This is a genomic window from Xaviernesmea rhizosphaerae (genome assembly GCF_001938945.1).
GTDB classification, from domain to species: domain Bacteria; phylum Pseudomonadota; class Alphaproteobacteria; order Rhizobiales; family Rhizobiaceae; genus Xaviernesmea; species Xaviernesmea rhizosphaerae.
This window is the reverse complement of record NZ_MKIO01000020.1, coordinates 85,688-110,304: the sequence shown is the minus strand read 5'-3', so window position 1 is coordinate 110,304 and position 24,617 is coordinate 85,688. Positions and strand designations below refer to the sequence as shown.

Here is a 24,617-nt window from a genome sequence, read left to right as displayed (position 1 = left end):
GCGCCGGGCCTTGAGGAAGGCCCGGCGTCCTGTTTCTGGTCTTACTCTGCGGCCTGCGTGGCTTGGCAGTCTTCGTCGTCGCGCATGCGCGGGCCGATGGCCGCCATCAGCGCGGCATCGGCGCTGATCCCGGCATTGGGCGTGGTCAGCAGCGTATCGCCATAGAAGATCGAATTGGCGCCGGCGATCAGGCAGAGGATCTGCGCCTCCCGCGTCAGACTGGCTCGCCCGGCGGACAAGCGGACGATCGACCGGGGCATGGTCAGCCGCGCGGTGGCGACCATACGCACCAGATCCAAGGGGTCCACCGGCGGACGATTGGCAAGCGGCGTGCCGGCCACCGGCACGAGCGCATTGATCGGCACGCTTTCGGGATGCGGATCGAGAGCGGCCAGCACCTGCAGCATCGCCGCGCGGTCACGCACCGTCTCGCCCATACCGATGATGCCGCCGCTGCACAGCGCGATGCCCTGCGCCCTGACGGTCGCCAGCGTATCCAGCCGCTCCTGATAGGTGCGGGTGGTGACGATCTGGGGGTAGAAATCCGGGCCGGTGTCGAGATTGTGGTTATAGGCCGTCAGCCCGGCCTCGGCCAGCCGCGCGGCCTGATGCGCTTTCAGCATGCCGAGTGTGACGCAAGCCTCCATGCCCAGCCCGCGCACGCCCTTGACCATCTCCACCACCGCATCGAAATCCGGCCCGTCACGCACCTCCCGCCACGCGGCACCCATACAGAAGCGCTCCGCCCCGGCCTCGCGCGCCGCCGTCGCTTCAGCCAGCACCTTTTGCGGCGCCATCAGCCGGTCGCGCGTCAGCTTGACCTCGCGATGATGGGCCGATTGCGGGCAATAGCCGCAGTTTTCCGGACATCCGCCGGTCTTGATCGAGAGCAGGCTCGCCTTCTGCACATGGTTGGGGTCGTGATGGGCGCGGTGCACCGCATTGGCGCGGCCCACCAGCTCCAGAAGCGGCAGATCATGGAGCGCGGCGATCTCGGCCACGCTCCAGTCGCAGCGCAGCGTTCCGTCAGGCCCCGCCATCAGCCGCGATCCTTCTGCTTGCCCCGGCTCAGAAGCGCGGCGCCACAGGCCACGAGCGCGATCTTGACGAGATCGCCAGGAAGGAACGGCACGACGCCGATGGCCATGACCTTTTCCGCAGGCACGAACAGCGCCAGCCAGGACGCGCCGCAGGCATAGATCACGGCAAGCCCCGCCAGCATGGCGCCGATCCGCCCGATCATACCGCGCCCGGCCGCGAGCCACCCCGTCAGCGCCGAGGCGATCAGAAAGCCAGCGAGATAGCCGCCCGTCGGTCCGGCCATATAGGCCAGCCCGATGCCGCGCTCCGGCGTGCCCGAAAACACCGGCAGGCCGGCGGCCCCGGCTGCGAGATAGGCGAGGAAGATCGCCACGGCCCGCTGCGGGCCCAAAAGAACGGCAAAGGCCATCACCGCCGCCAGATGCAGCGTCATCGGCACCGGCCAGAAGGGGATCTGCACCTTGGCGGCAAGCGTCATCATCGAGACGCCGAGCGCCAGGGTGAGAACGGCGCGCAGACCGCGCGGGCGGCTTTCGAGCAGGCGGGTGTTCAGGGCAGTCATCGGGCATCCTTTCAATATTATCGATAATTTTTGATTCTATCGCCTGATGAATCCATAGATGAACATCGATCGCAAGAGAGGATCAAATAATTATCGATAATTTTTTGAAAGATGAGCTTTCTCCCGGCTAGGCTCCAGGCCTGCCGGAACAGCTGGACCGGGTACAGGGCTCTGAAACTGCCCGATCGGCGGTTTGCGGAAGGCAGGACAATCGCCACCCACCGCCAACTCCCCACCAACAGGAACGTCGGCGGCTCCCTCGTTCGCGGGATGCAAAGCAGCAGCCGGTTTCGGCCGGTCACCCGATGGTGGCGAAAAGAAACGGTAAAGGCCACCTGACCTAACCTCCGCGCCAGTCGGCCGGCTGCCCAGACCATGCGGCAGGCCTTTGCCGCCGCGTCATCAACATCGGCAGCCTGGGAGGAGGACAGGCGTTATCGCGGAAAACGCGGGAGGGTCGAGGAGCGGGAAAGGCGCGCCGCTTCAAGGCCCCGCGCGCCGCCCGGCCGGGCGTCCGGCCTGATCCTGGCCGCGTGGGCCGATCCATTGCACATGGCGGCCCAGCACCAGGGCGGCGAGATCGACATTGCCGGCCCTGAGCGCCGCCAGAATCGCCCGGTGGTCGCGGTCGGTCGGCGCTTCCCATTCCGCCCGCCAGCCGGAAAACAGGAAACGGGCGCTGGCGGCCTGGAGATCGTCGATGGTGCGCAGGAGGCGCGGCATGGCGCAGGGCGCCAGCAGCGTGCGGTGAAACAGGCGGTTGGCCTCTTCCCAGGCCTCGACATCGCCGGCATGGTCGCCCGCCCGCGTCGCCTCCTCGGCCGCATCGAGAATGGCGCGGGTCAGATGCGGGGCGGCATGGCGCAGGGCCAGCACTTCGAGCGCCGCGCGCATCTCCGCCACCTCCTTCACCTCCGCCTGGCTGAAGCCGGCCACACGCACGCCGCGGCGCGGCTCGCTGACGACCAGCCCCTGTGATTCCAGCCGGCGAAACGCCTCGCGCACCGGCATGTGGCTCGCCCCGAATTCCTCCGCGATCGGCCCCTGGCGCAGCCGCGCGCCCGGCGCGAGCGCGCCGGCAATAATGCGCTCGGCTAGCACCCGGCTGATGCGCATGGCGAGGGGATCGTCCTTGGCTTGGGTCATGCCTGATCGATAATCTGCTCCGGCACCGCCGTCGAGCACGGATCGTCGCGACAGCGCGTCTGACCCCGGATTTCGGGGCGATCGCGGCAGTCGTCGATGGCAAAATGCGGCTGGCGGCTCCGTTCGCCCGCCCATTTTCTTTGCCTGCCACTGAAGGCCAAGCCGCGACAGGAAGCATCGAAAGGCAGGCGGCATCCAGCGAAAGCCGGAAGCGGTCTTTCGGCCGTGGCAGCGTCAGGTTATGAGCCTTGTTGATCGGCAGGCGGCACGAGATCGACAGGAGCACAGGCGCATGACGAGACCGGCACTCCTCCGCTATCTCAGCGAAAGCCCGCTTCTCTGGCTGGCCATCACGCTGATGGCCGGGCTGATCTTCGTCGCGGACACGCTGACCAAGCTGGAGATCGCCTTTGCGGTGCTGCATGTGGTGGTCATCCTGCTTGCGGTGCGCAGCGGCCGGGTGGGCGCGATCCTGACGGTGGCGGGCATCTGCATCGTGCTGACGCTGACGAGTTATGGACTGACCCGGCATGGCAACCGCGATTCCGGTCTCGCCAATGCCGCGCTCAGCCTGCTGGCCATCGGCGCCAGCACCTGGCTCGCCGTCCGGCTGGAGCGGCTGCAGGCGCGCGCCCGCCACGCCCAGAGCGATCTCGCGCGCATGTCGCGCATCATGCTGATGGGCGAGCTCAGCGCGTCGATCGCCCATGAGGTGAGCCAGCCGGTGACCGCCATTGCCGCCAATGGCAATGCGGCGCTGCGCTGGCTTTCGGCTGACCCGCCCAATGAGGAGGAAGCCCGGCGCGCGCTGACGCGGATCGTCGCGGACGCCGGCCGGGCGGGCGATGTCGTGGCCCGGGTGCGCCGGCTGGTGGCGCGCGCCGGTCCGCAGGCGGAGCCGCTGGACCTGACGGAGACGGTGGCCGAGGCGCTGGCGGTCATGCGCGGCGAGCTGCGCCGCAACGAAATCCACCTGCGCACCGAGCTGGACGACGCGCTGCCGCAGGTCATGGGCGACCGGGTACAGCTGCAGCAGGTGGTGCTGAACTTCGTTCTGAACGCCATCGAGGCCATGGCGGAGAGGCCGGCCGAGGAGCGCGACCTCCTCGTCAGCGCCGCCGGCGACGGCAAAAGCGTGACGGTGAGCGTGCGCGACAGCGGAACGGGCCTTGGCGGCGAGGCGCAGCAGCGGCTGTTCGAGGCCTTCTTCTCCACCAAGCCGACCGGCATGGGCATGGGGCTGGCCATCAGCCGCTCGATCGTCGAGGCCCATGGCGGCACGATCTATGCCGCGCCGAACTATCCGACCGGCGCCGTCTTCGGCTTCACCCTGCCGGCTGTCCGAACGCAGGGCGAGGCGGGAACGGCCTGATCCGGTCTGTCTTCGGGGTCGCGGGCAGCCGCGCGACAGGCTTCACCAGCCAGTACGAAGGCGTCCCATTCGTCCTGCACCGCCGCCGCAGGCCCTTGCCTCCGCGCCCCGCCTCGCCGAAAAGGACGGGGCACGCGCTGGCCGAGGGCGCCAGCAGGGAGAGCACAGGGATGAACCAGGAACAGAGCGCGCGACCGGCGGCCCAGACCGTCTATGTCGTCGATGACGACCCGTCCGTGCGTGACGGGCTGGACAGCCTGCTGCGCTCGGTCGGCTACCGCGCGGCCTGCTTCGCTTCGACGGCGGAGTTCCTCGCCGCCCTGCCCCGCGCCCGGCCGAGCTGCCTGGTGCTCGACATCCGCATGCCCGACGCCAACGGACTGGACTTCCAGGACGAGCTTGTGCGCCGGGCCGAGACCGTGCCGGTGATCTTCCTCAGCGGCCATGGCGACGTGCCCATGTCGGTCAGGGCGATGAAGGCCGGCGCCAGCGAATTCCTGCTCAAGCCCTTCCGCGAACAGGACCTTCTCGATGCCATCAGGCAGGCGCTGGCAGGTGACCGCACGCGCCAGGCCCAGGACGAGGCGCTGTCGAGTCTGCGCGAGCGCTATCAGACGCTGACATCGCGCGAGCGCGAGGTGATGGCGCTGGTGGCGCTCGGACGGCTGAACAAGCAGATCGCCGGAGAGCTTGGCCTCAGCGAAATCACCGTCAAGGTCCATCGCGGCCATGCCATGCGCAAGATGCAGGCCGACAGCGTGGCCGACCTGATCCGCATGGCCGAAAGCCTCGGCCTCCTGCGGCCGATGGGGTGAGCCTCGCACGGCTGCCAGATCCGGGCACCGCCCCGGCCGCCCTCTGTCGCTCGCCCCTGTGGCGCCAAAGGATCCGGCGTCCCTGCGGACATGCCTGCAAGGCGCGGACGCGGTGTGAGGGCTGCGCCGCTGCGAAAACTCACCGCCCCGCCGGCTTCGGCGCCTCGCGGCGGATGAGTCCCTGGGCGAGACGGCGGCGGTCTTCGAGCGGCAGGTCGGTGACGAAGTCGATGGCCTTTTCCTCGGCTGCGGCGCGCACGGCCATCTCCGCCGCGCGCGCGCGGGCCAGCGCGTCGGAGAGGCTTGCGCGGTCGAGCGTTTCCTGTCCCATCAGCGCGGCGGCCTCGATGCGGGCCTGCTGCGCGGCGAGCGTGGTGGCGCGCGCACCCCTGCGGGCATCGGACAGCGCCTTCTGGAAGGCCGCGCGGGTCTCGCGCGGCAGGTCCTCGCCCGCCAGCGGCAGGCGGCCGCCGGACGGCGGCGGCGCGCGGTTGATATAGAACAGACCGGCGCCAGCCAGCGCGCTGACGAGAAAAACATTCAGCACCAGAAGGCCCAGGACGAGGCGGCGAAATCCTGTCTCGCTCATGGCTCTCTCTCCATGGCCGGGGCCGGGTCACGCGGGGAGGCGCCTGGCCGGTTGAGATCGGCGGCGGCGAGATCCGGCGCCAGCATGCCGAAGACGGTGGTGCCATCCTCACCGGTCAGAGCCGGCGGCGGCACGGCGATCATCACCGCCGCAGCCCCGGCCAGCCCGCCGGCAAGGCCCACGCCCAGCAGCCCCGCGCCGATCAGCGCCCGCCTGATCGCCAGACGCAGCGCATGCCCCCGGCCGGTTTCCCGCAGGATGCGCGCGGCCAGCGCCGGCGCGGGCGGGGCAAGGGCGAAGCGGTCGAGCGCGGCATCCACCGCCCGCGCCTCGGCCAGTACGGCGCTCAGCTCCGCCCGCTCCGCCATGGCGCGCGCCTGCGCCTGCACCGCGCCCGGCCAGCGGGCGATCTCGCCGCCATAGGCTTGCGCCAAGGCCCGGAACCGGGCTTCGCTCAGGCCGGTTTCGCCCTCACGCATCATCGCAGTCTCCCTTCAAACGCGCCGCCAGCGCCCGGCGACCGCGCGACAACAGGCTTTCCAGCGCCTCGATGCTCAACCCCATCAGCTCCGCCGCCTGCCGGTTGGTCATGTCCTGGTAATAGACCAGCACGATCGCCTCGCGCTGGCGCGGCGCCAAAGCCTGCAGCGCCCGCTCCACCTGCCGCGCCTCGCCCTCTTCATCCGCATCGGGCAGAGGCGCAGGGTCGGCCTGCTCGGGCGGCTCGGCCATCGGCTCCTCGCGCCGCCGGCGCAGGCGGTCATAGCAGAGGTTCAGCGCGATCCGGTGGGCCCAGCTGTCGAAGCGGGCCTCGCGCGCGCGAAAGCGGCCGGCATGGCGCCAGATCCTGAGAAAGGTCTCCTGCGCCACATCCTCCGCCTCCGCCCGGTCGCCCAGCATGCGCACGGCCAGCGCCAGGAAGCGCGGCAGCTTGCGCGCCACCAGCGCCTGCATCGCCCCGGGCTCGCCCGCCGCCACCGCCTTGATCAGCTCCGCATCCGGATCGTCCACCATCTGCCCGCCAGGAAGCTCCGGGGTCTCGTTTTCGCATCGGATCGTTCCGAGACGCTGCACCTGATTTCGGTTTGAGTCTGTCTGGGCATCGGATTTTTCCGAAAACCGCGTCCCGCCTTCCTGTCCGATGCTTCAGGCAGCCTCATCATGCCTGATACGCGCGGGCGCGCCCGATCCGTCGCCCGCGTGGAAAAAATCTCAAGCGCGATGATGCGGAAGGGACAAGGACGGCATGAAGACAACAAAAAAGGCCGGGGCGAAATTCGCACCGACCTTCCCTATTCGCTAACTCACCCCTGCCAGTACATCCGTGGTCAACAGTTTGAAGCGATGATCGGAACCGCGAGCCTCCGCGAATTTGGGTGGGACGCTCAACCAGCAGTGCCGATGTCAGGATGTATAGATGTGGATTGTGTTGAAAACAAGGCCTAAAATCTTGACAGCCAAAAAAAGCTGAAGACCCCCTGATGCGAGATCCCGCCGTCAGGAGCGCGCAGATGTTTGATGACCAATCTTTCAGCCTGCCCGCCGACCGGCTCCTCTGTCACGTCGACGGCGTTTTCGCGCTGGAGGCTATGGCGGAAGCCGAGCGTGCGGCGCGCTGGGCCGCCTTTGCCGGCAAGCGCCCGGAGGCCTTTGACGGCCGGCTTCTGCGCATGGCGCAGCACAGCGTGACCGACGACGCGTTGCGCATCACCGCGCAGGAAACGCGCTTTTCCGCCTATATCGCCACGCGCGACCCCAATTTCACCCTTCGCCATCCCGGCGTCGGGCGCGCCGATCCGCTGGGCCTGACGGCGGCGGTGCTGGCGGTGGACGGTCAGCTGATCCTGACGCGGCGCAACCTGACGGCGGAGCAGAACCCCGGCTGCCTCTACCTCGTCGGCGGCTATGCCGAGCCGGGCAGCACCGGCACGGTGGATCTCCTCGCCGAGGCCGCGCGGGAGGTGGCGGAGGAGCTGGCCGTTACCGATCTTCTGCGCGACGAGGCTCTGGCGATCGGGCTTGCCTATGACCCGGTCCACTGCCACCCCGAACTCTTCCTGCTTCTGCCGAGCGCGTCCCGCGCCGAGGATATTCTCCGGCAGGTGGAGGAGGCGCAGGATCGCACGGAGGCGGCGCAACTTATCGCCTGCCCGCTGGCGCAGGTAATCGAGGGGGGCAGCGCCCTGTCGTCGGCCACATGGACCTGGAGCTTCCGCAAGGCCCGGCAATTCCTCATCGACCACCAGCGCCGCGCGGGCGGCTGATCCCGCGCGGCGAACGGCTTCGCTTAGAGCGTCGGACCGAAAAGTGGGAACCGGTTTTCGGAAAAAATCCGGTGCAAAAACAAAATCCTAGAGCGTCAGACTGCGTCTTATTTTCAGTCTGACGCTCTAGCGCTCGCCCTCTGCCTGCGGCACATGGCGCCGCCAGTCATGCGCCTCGCGGAAGCCCAGCACCTCGCGGATCTTGGCATTGCTGATCGGCGCGGCGAAGCCTTCCAGCGGGCCGGTGATCGGCGTGCCCGGCGCGTATTTGGCGAGGAAGTCGCGCGTCGGCTCCCGCGCGGTGATCGTGTCGTTGACGGCGTTGAACACCTGGAAGCCGAGCCCGTCCTTGTCGATGCAGAGATCGACGATCTGGCCAAGGTCGCGCGCGTCGATATAGCTCCAGGCATTGCGCTTGCGGGACGGAGGATCGGCGAGGAAGCCGGGGAAATTGGCATAGTCCTCGGGCGAGATGACATTGCCGATGCGCAGGGCATAGATATCGGCGCCGGTGCGCATGGCGAAGGCGCGCGCGGTCTTCTCGTTCACCACCTTGGACAGGCCGTAGCTGTCCATCGGATCGACGTCATAGTCTTCGGTCAGCGGAAACTCGTGGAAATCCTTGTCGCCCTCGGCGAAGCAGACGCCATAGGTCGTCTCGCTGGAAGCGATGATCACCTTGCGGATGCCGAGCTTCACCGCCGCCTCGATGACATTGTAGGTCGAAAGCGTGTTGGCGGCGAAGGTGGTGTTGTCGGGCCTCAGGAGAATGCGCGGCACAGCGGCGAAATGCACGACCGCATCGACCGGCGCCGGCCCCTTGCCCGTTTCCAGCCCGGCAAAATCGAAATGCATCGACAGCGCATTGAACACCTGGCCGCTGTCGGTGAGATCCGTCACCAGCGTGTTGACCCCCGGGCAGTCAAGCGGAACCAGGTCGAGATTGAAGATCTCGTGGCCCCTGTCGCGCAGATAGGGCACGACCTCACGCCCCGCCTTGCCGCTGCCGCCGGTAAAAATGATTCTCTTGCCCATGCTCCGTCTCCCTTTCATGGTCCTGGCAGCCATATGCACGACGACGGGGATTTTTCGAGGGGAGAAATGCGGCCCCGGCCGCTTTTCGCGCAAGCGCAGCGACGCCGATAACCTTGCCGTCATCACGCCGTGTCCTTGATCAGCAACAACTTTGTGATCGATCGCGGATGGATCGGGGCGGGGTCACGCCCCATCTCTGTCCGGCATCACAGGAGGCGGGTCGTGTCGGACTTCATCAGCATGCTTTTCGCGATTTTCGTCGTCAATCCGCTGCAGGCGGAGGTCAGCGACCGCTTGCGCGGCGTGGCGGTCAATGAGTTGATCGGCGCCGGCCGGGCCTGCATCGCCGCAGAAGGCCCGCGACTTCTGGAGCGGGCGCAGGCCAATTGGGGCTGGGCGGCGGCCAATGCCATCGGCGTCTCCTTCGGCATGGTCGATCCGGCCACGCTGCTTTCCGGCGATAATGCCGATTGCCGCCGCGTTCTGCCGCTGCTGCGCCAGAACGGCGAGCGTTCGAACGCCTGAGGCGGATGAAAAGGCTCTTCTCGATTCCCGTCATACTGCCGGGACGGCCGGCGGATCGAAGGGATGCGTCCGCAGGAAATCGATGAAGGCGCGCAGCGGCGCCGGCACCAGGCGGCGGCCGGAATAATACAGAAAGGGACCGGGAAACGCCGGCCACCAGTCTTCCAGCACCGGCGCCAGCGCACCGCTGTCGAGGTGCGGCCTCAGCCAGTCCTCGAACAGGCAGACGATGCCGAGGCCGGTCAGAGCGGCGGCCACGCCGAGATCGCTGCCAGCCCCGTTCTGCACCAGAAGCTGGCCCGGCGGATCGATGCGGATCACCTCGCCGTCGCGCTCCAGTTCCCAGGTCTCGACCGGTCGCCCGGCAAAGCGTCCGCGAATGCAGGCATGGCGCATCAGCTCACGCGGATGCTGCGGGTTGCCGTGGCGCGAGAGATAGCCGGGCGCGGCAGCCAGCGCGAAACGCTGCCGGCGCGGGCCGATCGGCACGGCGATCATGTCCTGCTCCAGCCGCTCGTCGTAGCGGATGCCGGCATCGCAGCCGGCGGCCAGAATATCGACGAACTGCTCGTCGGTCATCACCTCCAGCCGGATATCCGGATAGGCGGCCAGAAAGGGCGGGACGATGGCCGGCAGGATCAGCCGCGCGGCGCTGGCGGGCACATTGAGCGTCAGCGTGCCGGCCGGACGGTCGCGCAGGCTGCGCAGGTGATCGACGGCGTCGGCGATCTCCCGGAAAGCGGGGTCGAGCCGGGCGATCAGCCCGCGCCCGGCCTCGGTCGGCAGCACGCTGCGCGTCGTGCGGTGGAGCAGGCGCAGGCCCAGTTCGCCCTCCAGCCGCCGCACGGCATCGCTGAGTGCCGAGGCGCTGAGCGTGCTCATGCGCGCCGCCTCGCGAAAACCCCCGGCTCGCGCCACCAGGAGAAACGCCCTGAGGTCGCCCATGTCGGGCAGGTTCTCCGCCATGCCATCCCCTTTTCATTGTCCGCGGTTTCGGACAGGCTGTGCCGATTATGGTGACTTATCGGAACAGTGGGAAGGGTCTAGCGTCAGGCCATTGCAACAGGAGGCAATCCCCATGGTTCTTCAACAAAAGGCTCTTCAAGACGGCGCGACGTTCACACTCGGCGATAGAACGGTGAAGCGGCTGGGCTATGGCGCGATGCAGCTGGCCGGCCCCGGCGTCTTCGGCCCGCCCAAGGACCGGGCGGAGGCGATTGCGGTGCTGCGGGAGGCCGTCGAAAGCGGCGTCGATCATATCGACACCAGCGACTTCTACGGCCCGCATGTCACCAACGAGATCATTCGCGAGGCGCTGCATCCCTATGGCGATGGGCTTGTGATCGTCACCAAGGTCGGCGCCGTGCGTGGCCCGGACGCCTCCTGGAACCCGGCCTTCTCCGCCGAGGATCTGACGCGGGCGGTGCACGACAATCTCACCCATCTCGGTCTCGATGTGCTCGATGTGGTCAATCTGCGCGCCATGTTCGATGTTCACGGCCCGGCGGAAGGCTCGCTGGAAGCGCCGCTGACGGCTCTGGCCGAGCTGCAGCGACAAGGGCTGATCCGGCATATCGGCCTGTCCAACGTCACCGCCCGTCAGGTCGAAGAGGGACGAAAGATCACCGAAATCGTCTGCGTGCAGAACCAGTACAATCTTGCGCATCGTGAGGACGACGCGTTGCTGGATGCGCTGGCGGAAAAGGGCACGGCCTATGTGCCGTTCTTCCCGCTGGGCGGCTTCTCGCCGCTGCAGTCCTCGCTTCTGTCCAGGGTTGCCGCGCGGCTCGGCGCCACACCGATGCAGGTGGCATTGGCCTGGCTGCTGCAGCGCGCGCCGCATATCCTGCTGATCCCCGGGACGTCATCGCGCGCGCATCTGCGCGAAAATCTCGCCGCTGCCGATCTGGTGCTGTCGGCAGAGGACGTCGCGGAGCTGGACGGCATCGGCGCGACGTCCGAAGGCTGATCCGAGCCGAGCGGCCCGGAAGGCGGGCGCCCCTGCTCCGTGCGCCCCCGGCCTGTGCGCCCCTAGCCTGTGCGCTCAACGCGGCGCGCGCCGGGGGCGCAGGTTGCGCGGCGCGGTGCCGTAGCGGGCCTTGAAGGCGGTGGTGAAATGGGCGCAATCGGCAAAGCCGGTCTGATCGGCAATCGCCGCCATCGACAGCATTCCCTGTTCCACCAGGATACGCGCCCGCGCCAGCCGCGTGTGCAGGATGAAATGCTTCGGCGTCATGCCCAGCGTGGCGCGGAAGAGCCGAGAGAACTGCCGGGCCGAAAGGCCGGCCGCCCGGGCCATTTCGCTGGGCGAGACATTCTGGCCGGCGCGCGCCTCGATCAGGACGACGGCGCGGGCAATGCGGGGATCGGCGATGGCGCGCGCCTCGGGCAGGCTTTCCGCCTGTCCGCGCGCAGGCACCGGCCTTTCGGCATCCATCACCACAGCGGCGGCCATCTGCGGACCCGGCGGGGAAAAATCTGAAACCGGCGCCGGCAGGCGCAGCCCTGCCTCGATGCGTGCCACAGCCTCGTGCCCGAGGCGGGCGCGGATCAGCGGCAGCAGCACGGACAGCACGGCCACGCCATCGGCGGACGTCATGCGGCCCTGGTCGAGCACCGCCTCTGCCGGCACGATCGCCAGGCCGGGAAAGGCCGCGTGAAGATCCGCCTGCAGGCGCTGATCGAGACCGAAGCGCCGGTTGGCGAGCAGGCCCTCCTCGACCAGCACGCGCACGCCCCCACCGCAGCCACCCACGGTCAACCCTGCGGCAGCGGCAACGCGCAGATAGTCGCGGTGGCGGATGGGCTCGCCTGAATCGGCCGGCCCCGCTTCCGACAGGTGCCGGCCGGTCGCCTCCCTGCCCGCTTCTGCCCCGTCCGATCCCCTTGTGTCCACTGCCTCTCTGGCCGGAAGGCCGCCCCTGTCCCGGCGTGTGGCCAGCCGCTCCGGGGTGTCGGGCCCGGCCAGAACCAGAAGCAGGTCGAGATCGTCGGGGCGAACATAGGGCGTATCGGCCGCCAGCCTGAGGCCGATGCCGGCGGCCGGCACGGCGGCCTCGCTCGCCGGCCCCAGCAGCGCCAGGCGCGGCGGCGCGGTCGGCGCCGCCTCTCCCGCCAGCCGCAGCACCTCCTGCAGCAGCGCCAGGGTAAACAGGGAAAAGCCGGGCCAGAGCAGCACGCCGAGGGTGAAGGTCGGTCGAACATCCCCCTCCCCGACCAGCCGGCTGGCCCAGAGTGCCTCGAGCCAGCGCACATAATCCTCAGCTGCCGGTTCATCGGCCGCGTCCAGCGCCGGGATGGGCGCGGCCGCACCGTGCGAATCGCGCGGAATTTCCACGGAGAGCGGCAGGAGGCCCTCGAGACCGGAGACCGGCGGCGCAAAGGCGCGCGGCTGAGGCTTGAACGGGAGCTCGGACAAGGGCGGCGAAACGGAACGATCCGGCAAAAGCACAAGGGGCGCGGCGGCGGTGTCCGTCGCGTCGGGGATCATGGGCAGGCTCAGCGCGTCCGTCATCGGATCGCTCCCCGTGAGGGCATCGGACCGAGCGTGGAGACCGGCTCTCGGGAGGATCCGATGCGAAAACAAAAAGCCCGGCGCATGCGGCCGATGGCGACGTTCGGCACGATGCACAGGGAGATCGGCAACCCACGGGCACCGCGTCCGTGGCTATCAGCATGCCTGTCACAGGCGTTCGGGGCCGCCGCACCGGCACGAACGCGCCGGCGAACGCTCTGCGCGAAAAGACGAAAGCTGCGCCGCCCCTTGGCCGTGAGATCGACCCGGCCATGCGCACGGCCTTCGTCTGCCCGACCATCATCACCTGTCTGCGAGACAGAGGCGTGTCAGAAACGGCAAGCCGCCTAAAGCCTTCACCTATCTTTGCTTATTCGAATTGTCTGAAGGCATCAAGTGGCCCGGTTAGCCGGGTCTGACGCGGCCGCACTCCGCCACGAGGCGGTGACACGCGCAAGAAAATCACAAAATCACAATTTCATCTTTGATTATATCGAATCAGAATGTTACATTTGCAAGCAAATGAGGAGACCGGCAGGGGATGCCGGACGGGCAGCGTGAAGCGTGAGGACCGGAAACAGGCGATCGTCAACTGGCTGATCGAGAACCGCACAGCGGATCTCGACGCGCTGGCTGCGCGCTTTTCCGTCTCGCGCATGACGGTGCATCGCGATCTCGACGATCTCGAGCGGGCCGGCATCCTGCGCAAGATGCGCGGCGGCGCGACGATCGAGCCTGGCACGCAGTTCGAGAGCGATTTCTCCATTCGCGAGCTGCAGGAGACCGAGACCAAGCGCGCCATTGCCCGCGCGGCGCTGGACGAGGTCGAGCCCGGCATGAGCGTCATCGTCAATGACGGCTCGATGGCGGCCGTGCTCGGCGCGCGGCTTTGCGAGAAGCGGCCGCTGACGGTGATCACCAACAATGCCGCCGTGCTGGAGACGCTGAAGGCCGCGCGCGACATCACGCTGATGGCGCCGGGCGGCGTCTATTCGCCGAAGTTCAACGCCTATCTCGGCCTGATGGCGGAGGAAGCGCTGGGCCGCCTCTCGGCCGATCTCGCCTTCATCTCCGCGCCCGCCGTCTCCAGCGCAGGCGCTCACCACATGGACGAGGCGGTGGTGCGCAGCAAGCGGGCAATGATGGGCGCGGCGCGGCGCTGCTGCCTGCTCGTCAACCATCGCCGCTTCGGCCGTACCGCGCTGCACCATCTGGCGCGGCTGGACGGTTTCGACACCATCATCACCGACCGCGCGCCGCCGGAGGATGTGCGCGCCGCGCTGGTGACGGCCGGAACCCGGCTGATCATTGCCCCGCCCGAAACGGCAGAGGCGGACACGGCGCAGGCCTGAGAAGCCAAAAGGCTGCGGCCTGCCGGTCGCATGCCATTGCTGCAAGCCGGGCGGACGGTCCGCCCCATCGCCGCCGCGAAGAAAGACCCGTCCGAAAGGACGGCCAGGAGGAAAGAGAATGTCGCAGCATCACCGCCGGATCTGGATCGGCACCAGCTGGAAGATGAACAAGACGCTGGCCGAAGCCCGCAGCTTCGCCGAGACGCTGAAGGACGCCCATGGGCGCATCCATCCGCAGATCCAGCCCTTCGTCATCCCGCCCTTCACGGCGGTGCGCGAGGTCAAGACCATCCTGGCCGACGTGCCGGTCAAGGTCGGGGCGCAGAACATGCATTGGGAGGATCGCGGCGCCTGGACCGGCGAGATCTCGCCTCTCATGCTGACCGATTGCGGGCTGGACCTGGTCGAGCTCGGCCATTCCGAGCGGCGCGAACATTTCGGCGAGACCGACGAGACGGTGAATCTCAAGGTCAAGGCGGCGCTGCGCCATGGCCTGACCCCGCTGATCTGCATTGGCGAGACGCTGGAAGACCGCAACAGCGGCCGGGCCTCCGAGGTTCTGGCCCGCGAGGTCGAGGGCGCGCTGAAGGGGCTGAGCGCTGAAGAGGCCGCCCGGCCGATCCTGCTCGCCTACGAGCCGGTCTGGGCCATCGGCGAAAAGGGCATTCCGGCCACGGCCGATTATGCCGATGCCCGCCATCGCGAGATCGCCGAGGTCGCCCGCCATGTGCTCGGCCATGCCGTGCCCTGTCTTTATGGCGGCTCGGTCAATCCGGGCAATTGCGCCGAACTGATCGCCTGCCCGAACATTGACGGCCTGTTCATCGGCCGCTCGGCCTGGAATGTGGAAGGCTATCTCGACATTCTCGCCCGCGTCGCCGCCACGCTCTGACGATCCCATCCGCCCGCCCCCGAGCAGGCGGGGCCGGGCAAGCTTCGCCACAATCAGTCAAACCAGGAGGAAACAGATCATGAAAATCGCCGTTGCCGGAGACAGTGCGGGCGAAGGCCTGGCCAAGGTTCTCGCCGACCATCTGAAGGAGCGCCACGAGGTGGCGGAAATCTCGCGCACCGATGCCGGTCCGGATGCCTTCTATGCCACCCTGTCGGACCGCGTGGCCTCGGCCGTGCTCGCCGGCACCTATGACCGGGCCATCCTGGTCTGCGGCACGGGCATCGGCGTCTGCATCTCGGCCAACAAGGTGCCGGGCATCCGCGCCGCGCTGACGCACGACACCTATTCGGCCGAGCGCGCAGCACTCTCCAACAATGCCCAGATCATCACCATGGGCGCGCGCGTGATCGGCAGCGAGCTGGCCAAGGCAATCGCCGACGCCTATCTCGCCCAGACCTTCGACGAAAACGGCCGCTCGGCCGGCAATGTCGAGGCGATCAACGCCGTGGACGCCAAGTACAACAAGGGCTAGAGCATCGGTCCGAAAAGTGGGAACCGGTTTTCGGACAAATCCGATGCAAAAACAAAAAATTAGAGCATCGGACTGCGTGCGATTTTCAGTCTGATGCTCTAGCCCACCGGACCGAAAGGCCGGAGCCGGTTTTCAGTCCGATGCGCGAACGCCTGAGCAGGCGGCGGGGCACACCCGCCGCCTTTCTCTCAGCCAAGTTCTACCAGCCCGCGCGGCAGGCTGTCGATGCGCTCGGTGCCGGTCTCGGTCACCAGCACCATCTCCTCGATCATCAGCGCGCCCAGCCCCTGGCCGTAGAAGGGCGCCTCGATTGCCAGCACCATGCCGGGCTCGATCCGCTCAGGGTTTCCAGTGGAAAAGAACGGCGCCTCCTCGATCCCCATGCCACCGCCGACCGAATGGCCGAAATGGCCGCGCGCATAGCGCGTCAGACCGTGACCGTGAACCACGGTGCTCATGGCGGCATGGACATCGCCGAAGCGCGCGCCGGGGCGGATCGCCGCAAGCCCCGCTTCGAAGGCCTCCTCCAGAACCGCGAAGATGTCCCGGGCGAGATCCGGCGGCCGGCCGAAACTATAGGTGCGCGCGCCATCGGAGGAATAGCCCTCCACCAGCGTGCCGACATCCGCCTTGATCAGCGCGCCGGGCGCAACCCGGGCGCCGGGATCGGCGAGATCCGGGCCGACGGACAGATAATCCCAGGTGCCGGTGAGGGTAAAACCGCCCCGAGCCGCAGCATCCGCCGCGCCGGCCTTCCAGGCGGCAGAGAGCGTGGCGAGCGGCACGCCATCGGCCACCGCCTCGGCCATGCGCCGCAGGCCCGCTTCGGCCGCCTGGCTCGCCTGGCGCAGGCGGGCGATCTCGCGCGGAGTCTTCACCGCGCGCAGCCGCATCAGGCAGAGGGAGCCATCGACCCAGCGCACCCGCGGCAGCGCGGCTTCAAGTGCGGTGAAATCGGCGGCCGGCAGGAAAGCGAGATCGACGCCGATCCGGGCGGACGACAGGCCATGGGTCTGCAGCAGATCGCCGAGGAGCACGAAGCAGGCGGCGCGATCGAAGGTTTCCGGGCGCGACCGGCCAAGCCCCTGCGCGGCATAGGCCGCCTCGACCCCGGCAAGGCTCGACACCGGGCCCAGCGTCAACTGGTCGATCCAGATACCATGCACGCGCCGCTCCACCGCCGGCGCAAGGCGCGCCAACGCGGGGGCGGCGTGATCGCTGATCACGGCGGCGATGGGCAAGGCCGCATCGGCCGGCACCAGCGCGATCGCCGCGCCGGCCCGGCCCCACATGGCGGCCACGCCGGCCGGCGCGCCGGTGGCATAGCGAAAGGCATCGGGCTGAAACAGCACCAGAGCCTCCAGCCCCTCCGCCTGCATCAGCCGCGCGGCGCGCTGGCGGTCGATCTCGCTCATTCTCACTCTCCTGCAATCGGATGACCCGCCGCCGCAAACCGATATCGGCGCGCGGCATGGCCGGCTCGGGCGGTCGGCGATGCTAGACCATCAACCCGAAAAGCGGGACCTGATTTTCGGAAAACGCCGATGCAAAAACAACAAGCTCAGAGCATGCCGCGCGAAAATGGGAAGCGGTTTGCGGTCGTGCCGTGCTGCAAGACAATGACGGGAAGCGCGGGAAGTAAAAAAGACCGCGACGCGCTTTGCGCCCGGGCTGCGGCCGACGCCTTCCTCACGGCACATCGCACGCGGCTTGAAGGGGGCGCGCCGGCCTCAGCAGAGGGTCGCGCAGACGATCATAAGCCGTCCGATCTCCTGCATTTCGCTTTATCCTGCATATGCGAAAAGCGGCTCTCGCCTGTCGCTCCAGCACCTTCGCAGGTGCAACACCATCGATACAGAGCTCACGCGGAACACGCTTTCTCAATAGATTTGCATTACAGCATGTCCTCATCTAGCGGCAGCATTCGCCTGGCGGCGCGCACGGCGCGGGTGTGCCTCAGGCCCGCTCGCCTTGCTCGCTCAAGCAGAAGGGCACGGGGAGACGGGCCTGGGCAGAAAGGCCCAGGCAAAAGGCAATGACCCTGCCGTGCCGCTCCGAACCGGCCCGGCCAGGTGGAGGGCGGATGTCAGAACCGCCTCTCGCGGGGGATGTGGAGGGGCGCCTGGCGCAGGATCCGGCTGCCAGCGCATCGGAGCGAACACCGGCAAGCGGTATTCGGACCCATCCGATGCGACGACAGAAAAAGAAAGCACCGCGCCGAACTCCCGTTCGGCCGGCTTGTGACAAGGGAGGGCGTCAGCCCTTTGAAACGCATCGTCGAACCGGAAACGGACGAGGTCTATCAGGAACTGGTGGCGGAGCTGGCCTATACGTCGGTTCCCACAGCGCTGATGACGTTCATCCTGCTGATCGTCGGGGTCCATGCCTGGTCGTTGCTGGGGCAACCCCTGGTGCTGGTCGCCGTCATCCTCGGCGTGTCGGCCGGTTTTGCCAAGAGCGTCATGCTGGAGCTGCATCTGCGCGACCTCGATCGCCAGGCCGCCGACCTGATGCGGTCACGGCGCTGGGAGCGCCGGCATGCCATCCTCAGTCTGATCATGGCCCTGTCGGTGGGTGTGATCAGCAGCGTGATTTTCATGGAGCCGGACCTCGCCCTTCAGGTCGTGGCAACCTGCACGGTCTTCGGCTATTCCGCCGGCGTGGCCAGCCGCGTGTCCGTGCGCCCGAGGATCGCCATTGCATCCATCGCGACGGCCTCCCTGCCGGCCATCCTGGCCATGGCGTGGCAAGGCGGCGAAGCGCACTGGTTGATCAGCTTCATCTTCGCGGCCTTCCTCATCGCGGCCTCGCAAAGCGTGATGCACGTCTACAGCACCACCGCGCGGCATATCTGCATCCGGCAGCAAATGGCGAAACAAGCCCATCGCGATGCCTTGACGGGCCTGGCCAATCGCCGCGCGCTCTACGATGCCTTCGACCATCCGGCCGGTCGCGAGAACCCTTCCGCGCGCGCGAAGGCGATGACGGCGATCCATTGTTTCGACCTCGACGGCTTCAAGTCGGTCAATGACCGCTTCGGCCATCTGGTCGGCGACGAATTGCTGATCCAGATCGCCGACCGCCTGAAAGGACTGGTGCGCGCGCCGGATCTGGTCGTGCGGGCGGGGGGCGACGAGTTCATCCTGTGGCAGGCGGGCCTGACCGCGCCGGAGGAGGCCGAACGCATGGCACAGGCAGTGATCGGCCTGCTGACCGTGCCCTATCGCCTAGCCGGCACCGAGCTGACCATCGGCATCAGCCTGGGTTATGCGCTGTCCGCCCGTAAGGATGTCGACCTCAAGGCGCTGATTTCGCGCGCCGACAAGGCCTCCTATCGCGCGAAGGCGCGCGGCGGCGGAATCGAGCAGGATTCCGGTTAAAACGTCGCTCCGACGCTCCGCGTCAGGCGTCGCGGCAAAGCTCGGCGGCCGCCCCCGCAACGGCGCTGAATGGCAATGCCGACAGGACGCTCAAACAGCCGGAAGGAGACGAAGGCCGCGATGGTGGCGTTCACCAGAATGAGGGCGGCGGCCGGCAGGCGGTGCGGCAGCACCTTGTCGGCAACGGCGATCACCGGACCGTGCTGGAGAGAGAAGCCGACGGACAGATCGACGCACCACACCAGCGGCTTGGCGGCGCGTGGCCCTTCCAAGGGGGGCCGGCTCTGCTGAAAGCTGCATTCAGAAAACGGTGCGGTTCCCGCAGGTACAAAAATGCCCGGCTGTCGCGCAGGACAGGCCGGGCATTGATATTACGTTTCGGGGCTTCAGCACCTGGAGTTTGGCATGGACCTGCCATCAGCCAAAAACCGGAAGCCTGCCTTCAGATCGTCCCGACAGGATGCGCCGAGAGCGCTTTTCGATCGCACGGATCAGATCGGCGCTCTGGGGCCTTGTCTTTGACGCGCAATCTTATCGACCCTCATGTCACGCGGGCCGGATTGTGCCTTAGCGCTTGACGGCGGCGCGGGCGACCGAGCGGATGTCGGCGCGGGCGATGCCGAGGTCGTTCAGCTCGCGGTTGCTCATGCGGCCGAGTTCGGTGACGGTCTGACGATATTCGCGCCAGGCGGAGAAAGAGCGGGTGAGGTTCATGGCGGTCTCCTGTGGTGGGGAACCGGCCTTCCGGCTCCCGGGGGTGGAGCCGTTCGCGGCCCCGTCATCGACCGCGACGGCTGCCTCCCTCTGTGGGAAGCCTGCCTCGCGAGCGTCATGCCCGCCGAGGCGTCTTGCCGTCCGGCCTGTTCGATGACCGCAATATAATCGTTTTAAACCGTCGAAAACCAGCGCTCATGCCTCAAGGCACCCTTGCACCCAGCGCATGGATCGTTGCTGCGGAGCCGCGATCCTCTGTCAAGAGACGGGCCCAGGACAGGGCAAACTCCACTGCTCCTGTCATGATAGCGTCAGAAAACCTCAGACAAACTGTAATAATCGGGCGCTATGAGAGCCGCGGGTCATCCCCGGACAGGCTCTAGCGCCGGCGGAAGGACACCGAACCCTTTCCCGAAGAGGACCAAGATGAAAAACTCCGCTCTGCGCGCCGCCCTCGCCGGCCTGTTCGCCGCCACCACGCTGGCCGCCGCCCCGGCTTTCGCCGAAAAGACCAAGTTCGAATTCTGGTATGGCAACACCGGCGACATCGGTGAGCGCGTTCAGGAAGCCTGCAAGAAGTTCAACGACAGCCAGGCCGACTTCGAAATCGTCTGCACCTCGCAGAACGGCTACGACACCACGCTGCAGAACACGATCGCCGCCTATCGCGCCAAGAAGCAGCCGGCCATCACCCAGATCTACGACGCCGGCACGCTGGACATGATGCTGTCCAAGGCCTTCGTTCCCGCCAAGAAGCTGATGGCCGACAATGGCTATAAGATCGACTGGGACAACTACTTCCCCGGCATCGCCAACTACTATGCCACCGGTAGCGGCGAGCTCTTGTCCTTCCCCTTCAATTCCTCGACCGCCGTCATCTATTACAACATGAGCGCCTTCGAGAAGGCCGGCGTGACCGGCAAGCCCCAGACCTGGGAAGAGGTTGCCGAAGCTGCCAAGAAGCTGAAGGCCGCCGGCTATGAATGCCCGATGGCATTCAACTTCGACACCTGGCCGCTGATGGAACAGTTCTCTGCCATCCACGACCAGCCGATCGCCACCGAAGGCAATGGCTATAAGGGCCTGAACGCCGAACTCGTCGTCAACAAGACCAAGTTCATCGACGAACTGAAGTTCTTCAAGAAGATGCAGGACGAGAAGCTGTTCGTCGTCAAGACCAAGCAGCTCGGCATGGACATCGTTCCCGCCTTCACCTCGCAGACCTGCCAGATCATGATGAGCTCGATCGCCGATCACGGCACGGTCGGCAAGACCCTGCCCGAAGGCGTCAAGTGGGACGTGGCCATGCTGCCGGTCTTCAAGGGCACCGAGCGCAAGAAGTCGCTCGTCGGCGGCGCCTCGCTGTGGGTCATGGCCGGTCGTCCGGAAGCCGAATACAAGGGCGCTGCCGCCTTCCTCAACTTCATCGCCCAGCCCGACATGGTTCAGTGGTGGTCGACGGTCACCGGCTACATCCCGGTCACCAAGACCGGCTTTGAAAGCATGAAGAAGAACGGCTTCTACGACAAGGCGCCCTACAAGGGCCGCGAGATCGCCATCGAAAGCCTGACGCTGACCCAGCCGACCGACACCACGCGCGGCATCCGCCTCGGCAACTTCACGCAGATCCGCAAGGAAGTCACCAGCGCGCTCGAAGCCATCTACATGCAGAACGCCGACATCCAGAGCTCGATCGACCAGGCCGTCGAGCGCTCGAACCAGGGTCTGCGCCGCTTCGAAAAGACCTATGCCGGCGAAAAGCTGAACTAAGCCGCGCCCGCATCCGCACCGGGGCCTGCCTTGCCAAAGGCGGGCCCTCTCCTGTTGCCCGGGCCGCAGCCGCATCTCAATGCGTACCCAGGCCGCTCCTCCCCCGACATGCCGGACACCCTCGCCATGGAAAAGCGCTCCGTCTTCAAGAGCACCTGGCTGCCGATCCTCTTCGCCGCGCCACAGCTCCTCCTCATCCTCCTGTTCTTCTACTGGCCGGTCACGGCCGTGCTGAACTGGGCCTTTACCCTGGAGCCGCCCTTCGGCGGCGCGGCCGAATTCGTCGGGCTCGATAACTTCAAGGAAGTTTTCAACGATCAGCTCTACTGGCATTCGGTGATGATCAGCATCATCTTCGCCATTTGCGGGCCGCTCACCGCCATCTTCATCGGCCTCGTCCTGGCGCTTGCCGTCGACCGCGAGCTGCCCGGCTCCGGCTTCTTCCGCTTCCTCTATATCCTCCCCTTCGCCGTCGCCGGTCCGGCGGGCGGCATGGCCTTCCGCTTCATCCTCTCGCCCGAGCGCGGGCTTGCGGCCATGCTGAACGAGATCCAGCCGGATCTCTGGAACCCGGCGAAATATGGCAGCCATGCGCTGGCTTTCGTCATCATCATCTTCATCTGGAAGTGGGCGGGCTATACCTTCATCTTCCTTCTGGCCGGCCTGCAGTCCGTGCCGCGCTCGCTGATCGAAGCCGCCGCCATGGACGGCTCCGGCCCGATCCGCCGCGCCATCGACATCCAGGTGCCGCTGCTCGCGCCCACCCTGTTCTTCCTGCTGGTCACCATGATGACCGAGGGCTTCGTCGGCTCCGACACCTTCGGCATGGTGCACGCCACCACCCGTGGCGGACCCAACCACGCCACCGAGCTCATGGTCTACCGCATCGTCGACGAGGCCTTCCAGGGGCTGAACTATTCCGGCGCCTCGGCCCAGAGCCTGGTGCTGATCGGCCTGATCATGATCTTCACCTTCATCCAGTTCCGCTTCGTCGAGCGGCGCGTTCATTACAAGTGAGGCGGCGATGATCCAGCGCACTCCCTTCGCCAATGCCCTGACCTATGCGATCATGGTCATCGGCTTCCTCCTGCTGATCGGGCCTTTCCTCGTGGTGATCGCCGGCGCCAGCCAGACGATGCAACAGGTCAATGCCGTGCCCTTCCGCTTCGTGCCGGGCGACCAGTTCCTCGCCAATGCCACGGCGGCCTGGACGCGCGGCGATCTCGGCCATGCCATGATCAACAGCCTGATCATGACGCTGATGATCACCTTCGGCAAAGTGGCTCTGTCAGCCTGCACCGCCTTTGCCATCGTCTTCTTCCGCTCGCCGCTGAAGCATCTGTTCTTCTGGACCGTCTTCATCACGCTGATGCTGCCCTTGGAAGTGCGGGTGGTGCCGACCTACGCGGTGGCGGCCGACATGTTCACACCCTTCCGCCTGCTGATCCAGTTCTTCACCGGCATCGAGCTGAAGATCGAGTGGAACCTGCTCAATTCCTATGCCGGCCTCACCCTGCCGCTGATCGCCACGGCGACCGGCACCTTCCTCTACCGCCAGTTCTTCATGACCCTGCCGGACGAGCTGGCCGAGGCGGCGCGCATGGACGGCTCGGGCCCGGTCCGCTTCTTCTTCGACATGCTGCTGCCGCTCTCGCGCACCAACATCCTGGCGCTGACGACCATCATGTTCGTCTATGGCTGGAACCAGTATCTCTGGCCGCTGCTGATGGTCACCGACCCCTCCTACCAGACCGTCATGATGAAGCTGCGCATGCTGCTGCCGCCAGAAGATGGTGGCACGCCGGACTGGAACGTGACGCTGGCCGGCTCGCTGCTGATCATGCTGCCGCCGGTTCTGGTGGTCGCCGTGCTGCAGCGCTGGTTCGTGCGCGGCCTGGTCTCCAGCGAGAAATAACCCCTTTTCGACAAGCCCCCATCAGAAGGCCTCAACGACAATGGCACAGATCGATATTCGCGCCGTGCGCAAAAGCTACGGCAAGACGCAGACGCTCCATGGCGTCGACCTCATTTTCCCCACCGGCGAGTTCGTCGTCATTCTCGGCCCCTCCGGCTGCGGCAAGTCCACGCTTCTGCGCATGATCGCGGGGCTGGAGGAGATCACCGCGGGCGAGATCGCCATCGGCGGCACTGTGGTCAACAAGCTGGAGCCGCGCGAGCGCGGCTGCGCCATGGTGTTCCAGAACTATGCGCTCTATCCGCATATGTCGGTGGCCGACAATATCGGCTATGCGCTGAAGGTCTCCGGCGTGCCCAAGGCTGAGCGGCGCCGGCGGGTGGAGGAGACAGCGGCGATCGTCGGCCTGACCGACTATCTCGACCGCCGGCCCGCCGCGCTTTCCGGCGGCCAGCGCCAGCGCGTGGCCATGGGTCGCGCCATGATCCGCGAGCCCAAGGTCTTCCTCTTCGACGAGCCCCTGTCGAACCTCGATGCCAAGCTGCGCGTGTCCATGCGCGCCGAGATCCGCAAGCTGCACCAGCGGCTGAACGCCACCTCCGTTTTCGTCACCCATGACCAGGTGGAGGCCATGACGCTGGCCGACCGTCTGGTGGTGATGAACAAGGGCCGGGTCGAGCAGGTGGGCCAGCCGCTCGACATCTATCACCGCCCCGCCTCCACCTTCGTCGCCGCCTTCATCGGCTCGCCGGCCATGAACCTGATCGACAGCCGCGTGGAAGGCGGCGCCGTGCGGCTCGGCAGCGCCGTGATCCCGCTCGCCCCGGCCTTTGCCGGGCTGGAAGGCCGCACCGTGACCGTCGGCATCCGGCCGGAGCAGGTGCGCCTTGCCGCCCCCGGCACCGGCCTCGTCGCCATTGCCGATTTCGTCGAGGAGTTGGGCGCAGGCCGCGTCGTCCATGCCGTCATGGAAGGCCAGCCCTTCGCCGCCGCCATCGGCGCGGAGGTGCGCATCGCTCCCGGCCAGCCGATCGCCTTCGACCTGCCGGCCGAACATCTGCACCTGTTCGACCGCGAGACCGGCCGGCGCATCGAGATCGACGGCGAACCGGCACAGAGCCGGGCCGCTGCCGCAACGCTGGCGCCCGCCCTGTCCTGATCCCGCATTCCCCTAACTTTCGGGACCGGCGCGCCTC

General features: G+C 67.0%; 26 protein-coding genes. 14 read left to right on the top strand and 12 right to left on the bottom strand.

The annotated features are described in order from the left end of the window. Positions 1 to 41: 41 nt before the first annotated feature. From bioB to BJF92_RS03470, 3 genes are all read right to left on the bottom strand, one after another. Positions 42 to 1,040, bottom strand: coding sequence for a biotin synthase BioB (gene bioB, locus BJF92_RS03480; RefSeq protein ID WP_075633390.1), 999 nt, complete (start codon positions 1,038 to 1,040; stop codon positions 42 to 44). Then, positions 1,040 to 1,603 (bottom strand): biotin transporter BioY, encoded by a 564-nt coding sequence (locus BJF92_RS03475; protein ID WP_075633389.1) that lies wholly within the window; start codon positions 1,601 to 1,603, stop codon positions 1,040 to 1,042. The genes bioB and BJF92_RS03475 overlap by 1 nt, the downstream gene beginning before the upstream one ends. 483 nt (positions 1,604 to 2,086) lie before the next feature. Next, the gene (locus tag BJF92_RS03470; protein ID WP_075633388.1) at positions 2,087 to 2,749 is read right to left on the bottom strand and encodes a GntR family transcriptional regulator; all 663 of its coding nucleotides are present in this window, start codon (positions 2,747 to 2,749) and stop codon (positions 2,087 to 2,089) included. A gap of 292 nt (positions 2,750 to 3,041) precedes the next feature. Here BJF92_RS03470 and BJF92_RS03465 point away from each other — a divergent pair, with 292 nt between their 5' ends. Both BJF92_RS03465 and BJF92_RS03460 read left to right on the top strand, forming a co-directional pair. Next, on the top strand, positions 3,042 to 4,121 hold the full coding sequence (locus BJF92_RS03465) for a sensor histidine kinase (RefSeq protein ID WP_075633387.1): 1,080 nt from the start codon (positions 3,042 to 3,044) through the stop codon (positions 4,119 to 4,121). A gap of 170 nt (positions 4,122 to 4,291) precedes the next feature. Next, positions 4,292 to 4,936: a response regulator transcription factor gene (locus tag BJF92_RS03460; protein ID WP_075633386.1), complete on the top strand. Its 645-nt coding sequence runs from the start codon at positions 4,292 to 4,294 to the stop codon at positions 4,934 to 4,936. Positions 4,937 to 5,075: 139 nt separating this feature from the next. Here the strand turns inward: BJF92_RS03460 and BJF92_RS03455 are convergent, their stop codons facing one another. The 3 genes from BJF92_RS03455 to BJF92_RS03445 are packed head-to-tail and all read right to left on the bottom strand — an operon-like array spanning position 5,076 to position 6,539. Next, a complete protein-coding gene (locus tag BJF92_RS03455; RefSeq protein ID WP_075633385.1) occupies positions 5,076 to 5,525 on the bottom strand; it encodes a periplasmic heavy metal sensor in 450 nt (149 codons plus the stop codon). Then, complete coding sequence (locus BJF92_RS03450) at positions 5,522 to 6,007, bottom strand: hypothetical protein (protein WP_075633384.1); 486 nt, start codon at positions 6,005 to 6,007, stop codon at positions 5,522 to 5,524. Before BJF92_RS03450 ends, BJF92_RS03455 begins: the two co-directional genes overlap by 4 nt. After that, entirely contained in the window at positions 5,997 to 6,539 is a 543-nt protein-coding gene (locus BJF92_RS03445) for an RNA polymerase sigma factor (RefSeq protein ID WP_075633383.1), read from the bottom strand. The genes BJF92_RS03450 and BJF92_RS03445 overlap by 11 nt, the downstream gene beginning before the upstream one ends. A 147-nt stretch (positions 6,540 to 6,686) precedes the next feature. Here BJF92_RS03445 and BJF92_RS24915 point away from each other — a divergent pair, with 147 nt between their 5' ends. Together BJF92_RS24915 and BJF92_RS03440 are read left to right on the top strand one after the other, a co-directional pair. After that, positions 6,687 to 6,971 carry a hypothetical protein gene (locus BJF92_RS24915; protein ID WP_143523877.1) on the top strand — a complete coding sequence of 95 codons (285 nt, stop codon included), beginning with the start codon at positions 6,687 to 6,689 and terminating at the stop codon, positions 6,969 to 6,971. A gap of 65 nt (positions 6,972 to 7,036) precedes the next feature. Further along, on the top strand, positions 7,037 to 7,789 hold the full coding sequence (locus tag BJF92_RS03440) for a hypothetical protein (RefSeq protein ID WP_075633382.1): 753 nt from the start codon (positions 7,037 to 7,039) through the stop codon (positions 7,787 to 7,789). Positions 7,790 to 7,915: 126 nt separating this feature from the next. On the opposite strand, the gene BJF92_RS03435 is transcribed toward BJF92_RS03440, so the two are convergent. Further along, complete coding sequence (locus tag BJF92_RS03435; protein WP_075633381.1) at positions 7,916 to 8,824, bottom strand: NAD-dependent epimerase/dehydratase family protein; 909 nt, start codon at positions 8,822 to 8,824, stop codon at positions 7,916 to 7,918. Between the two features lie 222 nt (positions 8,825 to 9,046). Here BJF92_RS03435 and BJF92_RS03430 point away from each other — a divergent pair, with 222 nt between their 5' ends. Further along, a complete protein-coding gene (locus tag BJF92_RS03430; RefSeq protein WP_075633380.1) occupies positions 9,047 to 9,349 on the top strand; it encodes a hypothetical protein in 303 nt (100 codons plus the stop codon). A 30-nt stretch (positions 9,350 to 9,379) separates the two neighbouring features. On the opposite strand, the gene BJF92_RS03425 is transcribed toward BJF92_RS03430, so the two are convergent. Beyond that, complete coding sequence (locus BJF92_RS03425; RefSeq protein WP_075633379.1) at positions 9,380 to 10,315, bottom strand: LysR family transcriptional regulator; 936 nt, start codon at positions 10,313 to 10,315, stop codon at positions 9,380 to 9,382. Between the two features lie 112 nt (positions 10,316 to 10,427). Here BJF92_RS03425 and BJF92_RS03420 point away from each other — a divergent pair, with 112 nt between their 5' ends. Then, a complete protein-coding gene (locus BJF92_RS03420) occupies positions 10,428 to 11,318 on the top strand; it encodes an aldo/keto reductase family oxidoreductase (protein WP_075633378.1) in 891 nt (296 codons plus the stop codon). A gap of 75 nt (positions 11,319 to 11,393) precedes the next feature. Here the strand turns inward: BJF92_RS03420 and BJF92_RS03415 are convergent, their stop codons facing one another. Continuing rightward, positions 11,394 to 12,863 (bottom strand): helix-turn-helix domain-containing protein, encoded by a 1,470-nt coding sequence (locus BJF92_RS03415; RefSeq protein ID WP_075633377.1) that lies wholly within the window; start codon positions 12,861 to 12,863, stop codon positions 11,394 to 11,396. A 557-nt stretch (positions 12,864 to 13,420) separates the two neighbouring features. Here BJF92_RS03415 and BJF92_RS03410 point away from each other — a divergent pair. The 3 genes from BJF92_RS03410 (at position 13,421) to derI (ending at position 15,642) form a co-directional block, all read left to right on the top strand. Continuing rightward, positions 13,421 to 14,215: a DeoR/GlpR family DNA-binding transcription regulator gene (locus BJF92_RS03410; RefSeq protein ID WP_075633376.1), complete on the top strand. Its 795-nt coding sequence runs from the start codon at positions 13,421 to 13,423 to the stop codon at positions 14,213 to 14,215. Between the two features lie 118 nt (positions 14,216 to 14,333). Next, positions 14,334 to 15,107, top strand: coding sequence for a triose-phosphate isomerase (locus tag BJF92_RS03405; protein WP_075633375.1), 774 nt, complete (start codon positions 14,334 to 14,336; stop codon positions 15,105 to 15,107). A gap of 79 nt (positions 15,108 to 15,186) precedes the next feature. Beyond that, a complete protein-coding gene (derI, locus tag BJF92_RS03400; protein ID WP_075633374.1) occupies positions 15,187 to 15,642 on the top strand; it encodes a D-erythrulose-4-phosphate isomerase in 456 nt (151 codons plus the stop codon). A 188-nt stretch (positions 15,643 to 15,830) separates the two neighbouring features. On the opposite strand, the gene BJF92_RS03395 is transcribed toward derI, so the two are convergent. Continuing rightward, a complete protein-coding gene (locus tag BJF92_RS03395) occupies positions 15,831 to 17,057 on the bottom strand; it encodes a M24 family metallopeptidase (RefSeq protein WP_075633373.1) in 1,227 nt (408 codons plus the stop codon). A gap of 693 nt (positions 17,058 to 17,750) precedes the next feature. On the opposite strand from BJF92_RS03395, the gene BJF92_RS03390 reads away from it, so the two are divergent. After that, positions 17,751 to 19,022 carry a GGDEF domain-containing protein gene (locus BJF92_RS03390; RefSeq protein WP_078057817.1) on the top strand — a complete coding sequence of 424 codons (1,272 nt, stop codon included), beginning with the start codon at positions 17,751 to 17,753 and terminating at the stop codon, positions 19,020 to 19,022. On the opposite strand, the gene BJF92_RS03385 is transcribed toward BJF92_RS03390, so the two are convergent. After that, the gene (locus BJF92_RS03385) at positions 19,019 to 19,294 is read right to left on the bottom strand and encodes a hypothetical protein (protein ID WP_075633371.1); all 276 of its coding nucleotides are present in this window, start codon (positions 19,292 to 19,294) and stop codon (positions 19,019 to 19,021) included. The two genes, BJF92_RS03390 and BJF92_RS03385, sit on opposite strands and share 4 nt — an antisense overlap. 295 nt (positions 19,295 to 19,589) lie before the next feature. Next, positions 19,590 to 19,736 (bottom strand): DUF1127 domain-containing protein, encoded by a 147-nt coding sequence (locus BJF92_RS03380; RefSeq protein WP_075633370.1) that lies wholly within the window; start codon positions 19,734 to 19,736, stop codon positions 19,590 to 19,592. A 426-nt stretch (positions 19,737 to 20,162) separates the two neighbouring features. Between BJF92_RS03380 and BJF92_RS03375 the strand changes: the two genes are divergently transcribed. The 4 genes from BJF92_RS03375 to BJF92_RS03360 all read left to right on the top strand — a co-directional run bounded on the left by BJF92_RS03375 (position 20,163) and on the right by BJF92_RS03360 (position 24,580). Next, positions 20,163 to 21,506 (top strand): extracellular solute-binding protein, encoded by a 1,344-nt coding sequence (locus BJF92_RS03375; RefSeq protein ID WP_075633369.1) that lies wholly within the window; start codon positions 20,163 to 20,165, stop codon positions 21,504 to 21,506. A 126-nt stretch (positions 21,507 to 21,632) separates the two neighbouring features. Continuing rightward, complete coding sequence (locus tag BJF92_RS03370; RefSeq protein ID WP_075633459.1) at positions 21,633 to 22,523, top strand: carbohydrate ABC transporter permease; 891 nt, start codon at positions 21,633 to 21,635, stop codon at positions 22,521 to 22,523. A 7-nt stretch (positions 22,524 to 22,530) separates the two neighbouring features. Further along, positions 22,531 to 23,421, top strand: coding sequence for an ABC transporter permease subunit (locus BJF92_RS03365; RefSeq protein ID WP_075633368.1), 891 nt, complete (start codon positions 22,531 to 22,533; stop codon positions 23,419 to 23,421). A gap of 40 nt (positions 23,422 to 23,461) precedes the next feature. Then, positions 23,462 to 24,580 (top strand): sn-glycerol-3-phosphate import ATP-binding protein UgpC, encoded by a 1,119-nt coding sequence (locus BJF92_RS03360; protein WP_075633367.1) that lies wholly within the window; start codon positions 23,462 to 23,464, stop codon positions 24,578 to 24,580. Positions 24,581 to 24,617: the final 37 nt, after the last annotated feature.

Bases quoted from the DNA above. Each gene is read 5' to 3' on its own strand.
- bioB (WP_075633390.1), bottom strand. From the start codon at position 1,040: ATGGCGGGGCCTGACGGAACGCTGCGCTGCGACTGGAGCGTGGCCGAG.
- BJF92_RS03475 (WP_075633389.1), bottom strand. From the start codon at position 1,603: ATGACTGCCCTGAACACCCGCCTGCTCGAAAGCCGCCCGCGCGGTCTG.
- BJF92_RS03470 (WP_075633388.1), bottom strand. From the start codon at position 2,749: ATGACCCAAGCCAAGGACGATCCCCTCGCCATGCGCATCAGCCGGGTG.
- BJF92_RS03465 (WP_075633387.1), top strand. From the start codon at position 3,042: ATGACGAGACCGGCACTCCTCCGCTATCTCAGCGAAAGCCCGCTTCTC.
- BJF92_RS03460 (WP_075633386.1), top strand. From the start codon at position 4,292: ATGAACCAGGAACAGAGCGCGCGACCGGCGGCCCAGACCGTCTATGTC.
- BJF92_RS03455 (WP_075633385.1), bottom strand. From the start codon at position 5,525: ATGAGCGAGACAGGATTTCGCCGCCTCGTCCTGGGCCTTCTGGTGCTG.
- BJF92_RS03450 (WP_075633384.1), bottom strand. From the start codon at position 6,007: ATGATGCGTGAGGGCGAAACCGGCCTGAGCGAAGCCCGGTTCCGGGCC.
- BJF92_RS03445 (WP_075633383.1), bottom strand. From the start codon at position 6,539: ATGGTGGACGATCCGGATGCGGAGCTGATCAAGGCGGTGGCGGCGGGC.
- BJF92_RS24915 (WP_143523877.1), top strand. From the start codon at position 6,687: ATGCCTGATACGCGCGGGCGCGCCCGATCCGTCGCCCGCGTGGAAAAA.
- BJF92_RS03440 (WP_075633382.1), top strand. From the start codon at position 7,037: ATGTTTGATGACCAATCTTTCAGCCTGCCCGCCGACCGGCTCCTCTGT.
- BJF92_RS03435 (WP_075633381.1), bottom strand. From the start codon at position 8,824: ATGGGCAAGAGAATCATTTTTACCGGCGGCAGCGGCAAGGCGGGGCGT.
- BJF92_RS03425 (WP_075633379.1), bottom strand. From the start codon at position 10,315: ATGGCGGAGAACCTGCCCGACATGGGCGACCTCAGGGCGTTTCTCCTG.
- BJF92_RS03420 (WP_075633378.1), top strand. From the start codon at position 10,428: ATGGTTCTTCAACAAAAGGCTCTTCAAGACGGCGCGACGTTCACACTC.
- BJF92_RS03415 (WP_075633377.1), bottom strand. From the start codon at position 12,863: ATGACGGACGCGCTGAGCCTGCCCATGATCCCCGACGCGACGGACACC.
- BJF92_RS03405 (WP_075633375.1), top strand. From the start codon at position 14,334: ATGTCGCAGCATCACCGCCGGATCTGGATCGGCACCAGCTGGAAGATG.
- derI (WP_075633374.1), top strand. From the start codon at position 15,187: ATGAAAATCGCCGTTGCCGGAGACAGTGCGGGCGAAGGCCTGGCCAAG.
- BJF92_RS03395 (WP_075633373.1), bottom strand. From the start codon at position 17,057: ATGAGCGAGATCGACCGCCAGCGCGCCGCGCGGCTGATGCAGGCGGAG.
- BJF92_RS03390 (WP_078057817.1), top strand. From the start codon at position 17,751: ATGTGGAGGGGCGCCTGGCGCAGGATCCGGCTGCCAGCGCATCGGAGC.
- BJF92_RS03380 (WP_075633370.1), bottom strand. From the start codon at position 19,736: ATGAACCTCACCCGCTCTTTCTCCGCCTGGCGCGAATATCGTCAGACC.
- BJF92_RS03375 (WP_075633369.1), top strand. From the start codon at position 20,163: ATGAAAAACTCCGCTCTGCGCGCCGCCCTCGCCGGCCTGTTCGCCGCC.
- BJF92_RS03370 (WP_075633459.1), top strand. From the start codon at position 21,633: ATGGAAAAGCGCTCCGTCTTCAAGAGCACCTGGCTGCCGATCCTCTTC.
- BJF92_RS03365 (WP_075633368.1), top strand. From the start codon at position 22,531: ATGATCCAGCGCACTCCCTTCGCCAATGCCCTGACCTATGCGATCATG.
- BJF92_RS03360 (WP_075633367.1), top strand. From the start codon at position 23,462: ATGGCACAGATCGATATTCGCGCCGTGCGCAAAAGCTACGGCAAGACG.